This is a genomic window from Microcoleus sp. CAWBG640 (assembly GCF_020883015.1).
GTDB lineage: Bacteria > Cyanobacteriota > Cyanobacteriia > Cyanobacteriales > Microcoleaceae > Microcoleus > Microcoleus anatoxicus.
Genome location: NZ_JAHRFC010000121.1, coordinates 1 through 10,997 on the forward strand (window position 1 = coordinate 1; position 10,997 = coordinate 10,997).

Here is a 10,997-nt window from a genome sequence, read left to right on the forward strand (position 1 = left end):
TAAATTGAAGCGTCCTAAACAAAGCGCGATTATCAACTTGAGCATCGTCAGGATACCACCAACCGCCAACTACTTCTTCACCCAATCCCCACTGGTGTTGGCGAATAGTATCTGCATCCAGCCATTGAGCATTCAGATTTGGTAAAGATGACTTGTCTTCCCAATCACCTTGACAAACTGGTGCGAGAATTCCCGATCGCCAATATCCCGTTTTCAATCCGGTAATCTCTTCTAGCCGATCGACCCAGGTAGAATACAAGGCGCGACTTTGCAAACACAAATCCAGCATCGGACTGGGAGGGATTTTTTCCGCTTGAGGTGCCAGCATTCCCGCTGCGGCGCGTGCGGCTGCTTGTTTGAAATCTCGATCGACTACACTCACAGAGGCCCCTCGCAATTTCAGTTCAACTGCTAGGGAAAGACCGATAATTCCGCCACCAATAATCAGAATATCTTGAGATACATTCATGAATTTTCTATGGACTTTTTGCCCTTTTGACCTCATTCAACGTACAACTATCTTGTTTCAGAACCCTGACTTCGCAGAAATTGTCAGGGCTCTGGATATTTTATCTTTTTAGGTGTCGTTCACTTATCTGCGTTTTTAAATCAACAATCTAGGCGGTTGGTTTCCAGACTGTTTCAGAACCTTGACCCCAAAAACCGTCATATTTTGTTACCTTAATATCCCCTAAAACTTGAGTTTGGCAAGACAGACGGCGGTTGGATGTGGGAGAATGGGGAGGGAGGGAAAGTCTGGTTGTTTCGCGCCACTGGGGTTCGGAAACTTCCCCCTCGATGGTGACGGCACAGGTGCCACAAGTGCCGAGACCGTGACAATTGATGATTTTGGCATTGCCGTTGTAGAGATCGATGCCGTTCTCTAGCAAAACAGCACGGAGATTGGCTCCCCGATCGCACTCAAAAGTTTTTCCTTGTGCTTGTACTTTAACCACAGCAATTCACCCCAATTAGATCTATATTAATTTTCCTATATATTATCGCATTTATTTCCCAGATTTTAATCTAGTATGATAATTCATATATTACCAAATTGAAATTTCTAATTCCCCATGACAAATCGGCTCTGGATCTACGATACCACGCTGCGAGACGGTGCCCAGTGCGAGGGACTCTCCCTATCTCTGGAAGACAAACTACAAATTGCTCGTCAGTTAGACAGTTTAGGAATTCCTTTTATCGAAGGTGGCTGGCCAGGGGCTAATCCTAAAGACGTACAATTTTTTTGGCGACTGAAAGAACAGCCGCTAACTCAAGCAGAAGTTGTGGCTTTTTGTTCGACTAGGAGACCGTCCAGGGCGGCGGCTAATGATGAAATGTTGCAGGCTATTTTGTCTGCTGGTACTCGTTGGGTAACACTGTTTGGCAAGTCTTGGGATTTGCACGTCATTGAAGGGTTGAAGACGACACTAGATGAAAATTTGGCGATGATTGCAGATACCATTGAATATTTGCGGAGTCAGGGAAGGCGGGTTATTTATGATGCTGAACACTGGTTTGATGGCTATAAACACAATCGAGATTATGCTATTCAAACATTGAGGGCGGCGGCACAAGCTGGTGCTGAATGGCTGGTGCTTTGCGATACCAACGGTGGCACTTTGCCTCATGAAATTAGTCAGGTTGTGCGAGAGGTTTCAGAGGTTTTAGGGATCGATTCAAACTCGTCTTTACAGTTAGGGATTCACACTCATAATGATTCGGGGGTTGCGGTGGCTAATGCTTTGGCTGCTGTGCAGGAAGGAGTGAAGATGGTACAGGGAACTATTAATGGCTATGGCGAACGCTGTGGCAATGCTAATTTATGTTCTTTGATTCCTAATTTTCAGCTTAAGTTGGGTTATGATTGTATTCAAGATGAGCAATTAATCAAATTAACTCAAGTTAGTCGATCTGTCAGCGAAATTGTCAATCTTGCTCCCGATGACCACGCTCCTTTTGTGGGGCTTTCAGCCTTTGCTCACAAGGGCGGGATTCATGTATCCGCTGTTGAGAAAAATCCGCTAACTTACGAACATTTAGAACCGGAAAAAATCGGCAATTGTCGCCGCATTGTGATTTCAGATCAATCTGGTTTGAGCAATGTTTTGGCAAAGGCTAAAACTTTTGGGATTGAACTCGATCGCCAAGATCCTGCTTGTCGCCAAATTCTGGAAAGATTGAAAAAATTGGAAAGTCAGGGCTATCAATTTGAGGCTGCTGAGGCGAGTTTTGAATTGTTAATGCGAGAAGCTTTGGGAAAGCGTCAGCCCTGGTTTACAATTCAGGGATTTCAAGTTCACTGCGATAAGGTAGGCGAAGATTGTGCGGCTTTAGCGACGGTGAAATTGTCGGTAAATGGCACAAATATTTTGGAAGCTGCGGAAGGAAACGGCCCGGTTTCAGCTTTGGATACGGCTTTGCGGAAAGCTTTGGTTAATTTCTATCCGGCGATCGCACATTTTTACCTAACAGACTACAAGGTGCGGATTCTCGACGGTGGCGCGGGAACTTCTGCTAAAACTCGCGTGTTGGTTGAGTTTAGTAACGGTCAAGATCGCTGGACGACGGTTGGGGTTTCTGGTAATATTTTGGATGCTTCTTGTCAGGCTGTTGTTGAAGGTTTGGAGTATGGTTTGGTGCTAGAAAATCAAGAGGCGATCGCCCTAGTTTGTAGGGTGCATTAACTACGGAAGAAGACAGTTAACGGTTGACGGTTGACAGTTGACAGTTCACCGTTGACTGGATTTTACCAGGATGATGCTAGCAAATTTGATATTACAGACGATGATTAGGCAAAATCTGTGGGGATTAAGATATGGCAAATAACTTATCAATTCCAGAAGATTATCATGATTTTCTGCGGGAACTTAAGGGACGTATTTTACAAGCTAAAGTGCGGGCTATACTTTCTGTTAACCGCGAATTAGTGTTGCTTTACTGGCAAATTGGACGGGATATTTTAAACCGCCAGCAGCAGCAAGGATGGGGAACAAAAGTTATAGATAATTTAGCTACTGACTTGCGAACAGCTTTTCCTGAGATGAAGGGTTTTTCACCTCGCAATCTCAAATATATGAGGAGTTTTGCGGAAGCTTACCCGGATGAACAATTTGTGCAACAGGTTGTTGCACAAATTCCTTGGGGTCATAATCTTCGCATTCTGGATGCTGTTAAAGATCCCGTTGAGCGTGAGTGGTACATTCGCCAGACTATCGAGCAAGGATGGAGTCGAAATGTATTAGTTCATCAAATAGAAACCGGGCTGTATCGGCGACAAGGGAAAGCTGATACAAACTTCTCTCGGACTCTGCCTAACCCTCAATCAGAATTAGCGCAGCAACTGTTCAAAGATCCTTATAATTTTGACTTTATCAGTTTAAGCCAAGAATCGCAAGAGCGAGAATTAGAGAAAGCTCTAATCGATCGCATTCGCGACTTTTTGCTAGAGTTGGGAGTGGGTTTTGCTTTTGTCGGTAGTCAGTATCACCTGGAGGTGGAAGGGGAAGATTTTTATATTGATTTGTTATTTTATCACTTACATTTGCGCTGTTTTGTGGTAATTGATTTGAAGGTAGAAGCCTTTAAACCAGAGTTTTCAGGGAAGATGAGTTTTTACGTTTCGGCTGTGGATGATTTGCTGAAACACCGGGATGATATGCCAACTATTGGGATAATTTTATGTAAGAATAAAAAACAGAAGATTGTGGAATATGCTTTGCGGGATCTGAATAAGCCGATCGGGGTTTCGACTTATCAATTGCGGGAGGCTTTGCCGGAACAGTTACAGGGGAGTTTGCCGACTGTTGAGCAGTTAGAAGCTGAGTTAGAGGCAGTGGAGATTGAAATTGAGGAGGAATGATATAGCAACCGCTTTCGTCGGTTAGGACGCAAGGCGCAAGACATCCAAGGGTCGCATCCCGTAAGCAATCAAGTTGACTGGCTTCAATAATTTTTAAGCCATCAAGCTTGATAGCTTGGATGACTTTCTCGCGTAGATCGTAGCTGTAGGGTTGAGGCATAAGTGGTGGTGCGATCGCTCCGCAACAAAAAAGACTATCCTCAGTTTACGCTCTAACCGCCTTGGCGGTTGCTATACCACATTAAAAGTTGGGCGAACTAACGAGAATCAGCCGTTTATTGGAGTTAATTTCAAAACAGAATTTTAGAAAAATTAGCTCCTAGTATTTCACTAGGAGCTAACAGAGTTAATTGATTGCGGGAAATTTAATCCGTAAAACTTACAAACCAAAAATTGGTTTAATTAATGAGATTAATTCTTGAACCACCTTAGCCGATGCAGCAAAGTCCTTAACTATGCGTGTAAGCCCTCTGATGGCTTTATTGGCTAAATCTTGATTTTGTTCAGGTTTTTGACCTGCTTCTGCTAACGCCTTCACTTCGTCTAGAGCGTCTTTTTTGTCATCATCTGATAATTCTTCAGAAGATTTTATTTGTGTTTCTAGCTGAGTTAACAGTTCTTTGATTCCCGGTTTATTTGGATCAGATGAAGAAGGTAACTGCTGGATAAGATTATGAAAGGTGCTATGGTCTCCCATACTGGCTATAGCTCCAGGGGAGCCACTAACAGTTTGATTACGGTTGTCTTGCATTTTGGTATTGTTTCCGATTTGTTCGACTGTATGTGTGAAAACGTGAAAGATATTCCCGTTGTGAGTGAGCGTGTTTGTGTCCTGGGAAGTCGTGTTTATCTTGAAAAGATTGTTCAACATTACTATGTAGTCAGTGATAGGCGTTGGCTCATCAAAATGCACGACCTCAACAAATTGGACTTGTGAAAGAAAGGGTTGAGGGACTTGAATAGGATCTGGATTTATTGTACGGTCTGATTTTCCAGAAAAATCGTATTTTCCTCCAATCCCACATTGGAACGTATCAGTATTCCAAAGGCGCTTACCGCTTTTATCAAGTAAAACAATGATGACTCGACTGCGAGCGCCCTTTAATTTATTTTTTGTCCAGCTTCGTGTGGATAGAGTCAATACCCCGGATTCACTTAGAGAGCAAGACGTTTGGATGAAAACGCCGTCTGCTATTTCATCGATTCGAGATTGAAAGTAGATAGGAAACGCCATCAGAAGACACCTTCTAAGTTTCTATATAATGCTTTTCTGTTTCCCAGGCTTCATACCGGATAAATAAAATGTGGAAAATTGTACATCACTGTGTGGGGGAAACCGTACAGGATGCGGACAACAACAAAGTACGATCGCTTGTTAATTTTTCTGTAATCCCAAGTTTTTACGAATTTAGGATCTTTCCAAACATCGGATTTATCGGCTTCACATAGTTACGGGACTGCCTGTTATTGCAACGGTGGCTAAAGCTTGTCAAGAATTACTACCATTAATTACATCATTTTTCGGCTTGTAGAATCATTGCTGTTTATAGCGATCGCGTCGTCCCCACTCGTTGAGGAAATTAGTTAAATGGAAACGAAACCCCCTTAAGTAACACTGACTTAGGGGGGTTTGTTGGTATAGTACATTTTTACTGAGAAACCAAATAACGTATGCCAGCTTTTACTTCAGGAGGTAAATCGTTATAAGTTGCGTAGACTTCCTTGATAGTGTGGTTCACTACTTCCCGTGCGCTTCTTCCACCACTTCGATCTTGAACAAAGATATCGATTTTTGCTATATATTTAGCTACTTCAGGGTTAATTTGAAATTGGTTAGAGCCGCTCCTATTTGATGAACAACTATCGGGCTTACTGCAAGCAGTTGGTATGTCAAATACTTGAGATGCAAAGAGGGCACGACCTTTACTGTCTGAACCAACAACAAAGACACTACCCTTTGTCCCTGAAGTATACGAACTACTTACTGCGTGTGTTTGAATAACAATCAATCCGTTTCGGTAAAAAGTTGCATTTGCCTCTGCATACCCTCCACCCATGCTTTTCCTACCATGTCCCTGAAGTATCCCGCTGATTTCTACAGGAAGAAAGCTGTTTCTGGAAGATACCTGCGGAGAACTAGCAGTGCGAGTTTCTTTACTCTTATTGGTTTGAGTGTCTGGAGCCGTTGTCTTGCCTGAATATTGATGTTGTGGAGCGGGAGCTTGGTTAGCGAAAGCCGGCTTTAATCCGACAGAATTCATGCTGGTAAAACCGACTAAGGAAAGAGTGAAAATTAATGCTGATTTTTGCAGGTTCATTTTGTTTAAGTCCGTCTGTGTTTTCATACTTAAACAATAGGGTGAACTTAATTAGCGTTGGTTAGTGGTTGTGAGACTTTCAATAGATGGTTACAGTTTTAGAGGAATTTCAACCCATTTCTGCGGTTTGACGCTGTTTGAGTGTGGACGGTTGGTGAATTGGACTACCGCGATCGCCTGAAATTACCGAACAGAAGAAGGATAGGGAGCGATCGCCTGAAAATTAAACAGGCTATAGAGCGGCTATGGAGAGGCTATAAAAAAGGGGTGATTTTTTAGTGTGCAGCGAGGGGCTAGGGCGTGTTTTTAAACTACTCCTTAAGATTTAGATCCCCCTAAATCCCCCTTAAAAAGGGGGACTTAAAGACTCTTTCCCCCCCCTTTTTAAGGGGGGCTGGGGGGGATCTTTGGGTTTGAAAACACGCCCTACGCCTACGCGCTACTCTCTGATTGACGAATCACTCACCAACAATGACACAACTCGAACTTTTCCCCGACGACTTCAACACTAAACCTAACGTCACTCAGCCTCAGTTATAGCAGTCGCCAAGGCGAAGAAGGTCGTTGAACCCTTCGACTCCGCTCCCTGAGCGATCGCATAAATGCCTTAACCACCTTGGCGGTTGCTATAAAATGCGATTTCGCTGCCAGATTTGCGATTTTACTGAGAGATTATTGATAGCGACGCACCTGACGATATTTTGTAGGGTGCGTCGCTACCAAAAAATTGATTTTACTGAGAGATTATTGATAGCGACGCACCTTACGATTATCGCGCTGTGAAATCTAAATACACAGCCCGAACCGCTATAATACGAGTAATTGAGAAACCGAATTACTATTCGCTAGAGAGCTAACCCATGAGCGCAGCGATCGCGACACCAATCAATCAAATTAAGTTGACTCCTGGTAGTGCCATGATCATTTCAGGGCTAACCTGGAAAACCTATGAAGCGTTGCTGCAAAACTTGGGAGATAATCGCCCAACTCGCATTGCCTATAACCAGGGAGTATTGGAGATCAGAATGCCAGGAGAACTTCACGAAATCGTCAATCGGTTGCTGGCAAAAATCATTACAATGCTGGCAATGGAGTTAGGGATGGAGGCGAATGATTTTGGTTCAACCACCCTGAATCGTGAAAGCATCGATCGCGGCATTGAACCCGATACCTGTTTCTACATCCAAAATGCCACACGAGGGCAAGGGATGGAGACAAAGGCTTCTGAAAGTCTTGCCCCCGATTTGGCGTTGGAAGTAGATATTGCCAGTTCTTCAGCCAGCAAAATGTCTATTTATCGGGCAATGGAAGTTCCAGAAATATGGTTGTATCGGCGGCATAAATTGAGCATACAATTGCTTCAGGATAGCCAATACACAAATGCAGTTAACAGTCGTGCTTTTCCTATGGTGAACGTTGACCAGTTGAATCAGTGGATTGAACTACGAAAAACAGAAACGGATCTGACTGTGTTGCGAGAAGTGCAGAATTTTGGTCGGGAATACATAACGAGATCATTCTGATGCGATCGCAATCTCTAATCGCTTGTCCGCCAGCAACTTTGCTTGTGGAGCAATTACCGATTGCGTAATGTGTGGCGGTAAGCCCCAATCGCGATCGCGATCGCAACGACGATCAGAATTGCTGCGACTGCGAACGTGATCCGCATCCCTATGGCAACGGCATCGGGGCGCGCCGTCGTGATGTCGATCGTCCCTGATGTGATCGCGAATACTGCGCCCATAGCGGATGCACCGGTGATCAGCCCAAGATTACGCGATAGGCTGAGCATACCGGAAATAACGCCCCGCTGGTCCGGGCTGATATCCATCATGATCGCGGTGTTGTTTGCCGCTTGGAACAGTGCATAGTTGGCGGTAATGATGACGATGGGGGCGATGTAGCCGGGAATGCCGAACCTCGTCGGCATCATGGATAGAACGGAAGAGCCGATCGCTATTCCGACGAGCCCAATGATGGTCATGCGTTGTGCGCCAAAGCGATCCACAATGCGGCCGGCCGGCACGCCAGTCAGCGCGGCCACCAGCGGGCCGACCGATAAGACGAATCCAACAAGAGCCGTTTCCAGCCCCAGCCCCCGTGAGAGATAGAACGGTCCGACAACCAGCGTAGCCATCATCACCGTCGAGACGAGGGTGCTCATGACGAGGCTCGCACTCAGCACTGGATTGCGGAACATCGCCAATGGGATCAAAGGTGATGCGGCTTTCGCCTCGACGAGCACAAAGAGGCCGACTCCAAAGACGGCTGCCAACAGCAGAGCCATGTTGAGCGGACCAAAACTACCGCGCCCGATCGTCATAGCCAGCGCATAAGCTGCGAGCGTCAGAGCCAGCAGCAGCGTGCCCACATGGTCGAAGCTGCCCCGACGATCGCTCTTCGGCCCCCGACGATCGACAGGCAGGTAGCGATACGCGAGCAGAAAATTCAGGATACCCAGCGGCACGTTGACGAGGAAGATTGTCCGCCAACCGAATCCGGCGATCAGCAGACCGCCGAGCGATGGACCCAGAGTGGTACCGATCGCGGACATCGTTCCCAGCAGCCCCATCGCGCTACCGGTCTTTTCTTTTGGTACTATCTCACCGACCAGGGCAACGGTGAGAGCCATCATGATTGCCGCTCCGAGGCCCTGGGCTGCGCGGGCGGCAATCAGCAGCCAGAGCGTGGGCGCGACGCCACACAGGAGCGAGGCCACCGTGAACAGACAGATTCCGACCAGTAACAGCCGTCGGCGGCCCATGATGTCACCGAGTCGTCCGACGCTGACGATCAGGGTAGTGATGGCAAGGAGATAAGCGAGGACGATCCACTGGACTGACTGGAAGGAGGCGGTGAACGCTTGGGCCAACGTCGGCAAGCCAGCATTGGCGATGCTGGTATCAAGCGAGGGCATCAACATGGATAGGGAAAGGCTTGCCAGCGCCCAACGAACCGAAGGAGTGCGTTCCGATCGTTTTGCAATGATTGGCTTCAAAATGAACTCCGCTTTTTGGGCAACTCTTGAAATGAAGTTATCCCAGCATAACCTCTTGTTTGGTTATTGGAGATCTCTAATAAGTTCTAACTTGTTTAAGGATGCAAAAACTCTAAATGATCTCCGGGAATCGATCGCAATCTTGCAGCCGATCCTTGTACTTTCAACCTGCCGCGTTCTAGCATGATAATCCAATCTGCGCGATCGATCACCCTCGGCCTGTGACTGATGAAAATCGTCGTTTTCCCGTGCCGATACATCAACAACTGCTCTAAAACCTCCGCTTCACTAGCCGGATCTAAGCCTGCGGTAGATTCATCTAAAATCAATACGGGTGGGTTGTTGACAATTGCACGGGCGATCGCCAATCTTTGTCTTTGTCCACCAGAAATATTCGCTCCAAATTCCCCTAAAACAGTCTGGTATTTATCAGGTAATTGACTAATAAATTCATCCGCACCAGAAATTCTACAAGCTTTCACAATTTGTTCAAAGCTAATTTCTGGACTTCCTAAACGGAAATTATCGAGAATCGATCGGCTCCAAAAATGTGCTTCTTGAGGAACCAAAACAACCTGCTGTCTGAGACTATCGAGAGACAAATCTTGTACATTATAATCACCAATTCTAATATTACCAGATTGCAGCGGATACAAACCAGCAATTACCTTCGCTAGCGTACTTTTCCCACAGCCAGAATAGCCGATCAAAGCAATTGCTTGACCGCCAGGAAAAGTAACCGAAAAGTTTTCCAGCAAGTCAAGTCTACCCGGATAGTGAAAACCAACACTCTTGCAAATAATATCGTCGCGATTCTGAATTTGTACAAAAGGTTTATTGGTATCACTTTTGGTTTCCGGTTCAGCGTCGATGACTTCCGATAGCCTTTCAGTTGCTGTCTGGACGCGAGTCATTTCGTCACTAAATCCCACCAAGGAATTCACGAAATTAGTGACATTTTGACTCATGCTGATAAACGCTAGCAATTGACCGATACTCAATACCTTTTCAATTACTAAACCGCTACCAAGCCACAGCAGAGTAATACTACCAGCCGAGCCAACAAAACCAGAAAATATATTGTTGAGAATGCCAATTTGTGTAGTCCGAAAAGTCAGATTTGCTAAGCGACCGAAGCGGGTTTGAAATTCTTCCCAAAGTTGCTGGGTGCTGCCAGTAGTTTTCACGGTCAGCGCGCCTTTAAAGGTTTCTACTAAAACACCTTGAGTTTCGGATTCTAGGACAAGTAAGTTCCGCGTTTTTTGCTGCAATACGGGTAGAAAAATTATAGTAGAAGCAGTCATGAACAAAGCAATGACTGTAGCTGCAAGTGTTAGTGTTTTGCTGTAAAATAGCATGAAACAAAAAGAAACTACAGCTATAAAAAATTGACTGGGTAAGCTGATAGCGACTTGAGAAACTAATTGATTTATTTCTTGGATATCTTGTAATCTACTGATAACTTCGCCACTGCGTCTGCTTTCGTAAAAACTCAGAGGTAATCGCAGGAGTTTGCGCCCGAATTCCATCACGAATCCCAATTCTAAGCGCTGTGAAAACTGAGCAATTAAGTTGGATTGTACCAGCCCTAAACTGCTGCTAAATAGGTTCATGACTATAACTGCGATCGCCACACTAGCCAAAAGTTGCGTATCGCCTCGCACCAAAATATCATCGGTGAGAATTTGCACCAGAAAAGGCGAAGAAATTGACAGCAAACCTAAGACTATATTTAGCAAAAATGCTTCCATCAAAATCGAGCGGTAAATCCCAATGCGTCGCATCCATCTCTGTAGAGAACTTGCGGATGCTTGACTCT

The 10,997-nt window shown here is 45.3% G+C and carries 9 protein-coding genes and 1 pseudogene; 3 read left to right on the forward strand and 7 right to left on the reverse strand.

The genetic code is table 11. The features are described from left to right. Together AAFP11_RS27980 and AAFP11_RS27985 are read right to left on the reverse strand one after the other, a co-directional pair. The coding region (locus AAFP11_RS27980; RefSeq protein ID WP_341739964.1) for an FAD-dependent oxidoreductase at window positions 1-469 on the reverse strand (469 nt) is incomplete at its 3' end. Between the two features lie 148 nt (window positions 470-617). Further along, entirely contained in the window at window positions 618-956 is a 339-nt protein-coding gene (locus AAFP11_RS27985) for a 2Fe-2S iron-sulfur cluster-binding protein (RefSeq protein ID WP_340520641.1), read from the reverse strand. A gap of 117 nt (window positions 957-1,073) precedes the next feature. Between AAFP11_RS27985 and cimA the strand changes: the two genes are divergently transcribed. Further along, on the forward strand, window positions 1,074-2,687 hold the full coding sequence (gene cimA / locus AAFP11_RS27990) for a citramalate synthase (protein WP_341739965.1): 1,614 nt from the start codon (window positions 1,074-1,076) through the stop codon (window positions 2,685-2,687). 131 nt (window positions 2,688-2,818) lie between these two features. Beyond that, a complete protein-coding gene (locus AAFP11_RS27995) occupies window positions 2,819-3,862 on the forward strand; it encodes a PDDEXK nuclease domain-containing protein (RefSeq protein WP_341739966.1) in 1,044 nt (347 codons plus the stop codon). A 70-nt stretch (window positions 3,863-3,932) separates the two neighbouring features. Here the strand turns inward: AAFP11_RS27995 and AAFP11_RS28000 are convergent. The 3 genes and pseudogenes from AAFP11_RS28000 to AAFP11_RS28010 all read right to left on the reverse strand — a co-directional run. Then, window positions 3,933-4,022: pseudogene (locus tag AAFP11_RS28000) on the reverse strand (IS630 family transposase); the annotation flags it as partial. 219 nt (window positions 4,023-4,241) lie between these two features. Next, the gene (locus AAFP11_RS28005) at window positions 4,242-5,096 is read right to left on the reverse strand and encodes a hypothetical protein (protein ID WP_341739967.1); all 855 of its coding nucleotides are present in this window, start codon (window positions 5,094-5,096) and stop codon (window positions 4,242-4,244) included. Window positions 5,097-5,511: 415 nt separating this feature from the next. Then, entirely contained in the window at window positions 5,512-6,180 is a 669-nt protein-coding gene (locus AAFP11_RS28010) for a hypothetical protein (protein ID WP_341739968.1), read from the reverse strand. A gap of 860 nt (window positions 6,181-7,040) precedes the next feature. Between AAFP11_RS28010 and AAFP11_RS28015 the strand changes: the two genes are divergently transcribed. Next, a complete protein-coding gene (locus AAFP11_RS28015; RefSeq protein ID WP_341739969.1) occupies window positions 7,041-7,703 on the forward strand; it encodes a Uma2 family endonuclease in 663 nt (220 codons plus the stop codon). A gap of 53 nt (window positions 7,704-7,756) precedes the next feature. Here AAFP11_RS28015 and AAFP11_RS28020 read toward each other — a convergent pair whose 3' ends face one another. Next, window positions 7,757-9,178 carry an MFS transporter gene (locus AAFP11_RS28020; protein WP_341739970.1) on the reverse strand — a complete coding sequence of 474 codons (1,422 nt, stop codon included), beginning with the start codon at window positions 9,176-9,178 and terminating at the stop codon, window positions 7,757-7,759. A 95-nt stretch (window positions 9,179-9,273) separates the two neighbouring features. Next, a partial coding sequence (locus AAFP11_RS28025; RefSeq protein ID WP_341739971.1) for a peptidase domain-containing ABC transporter occupies window positions 9,274-10,997 on the reverse strand: 1,724 nt, incomplete at its 5' end.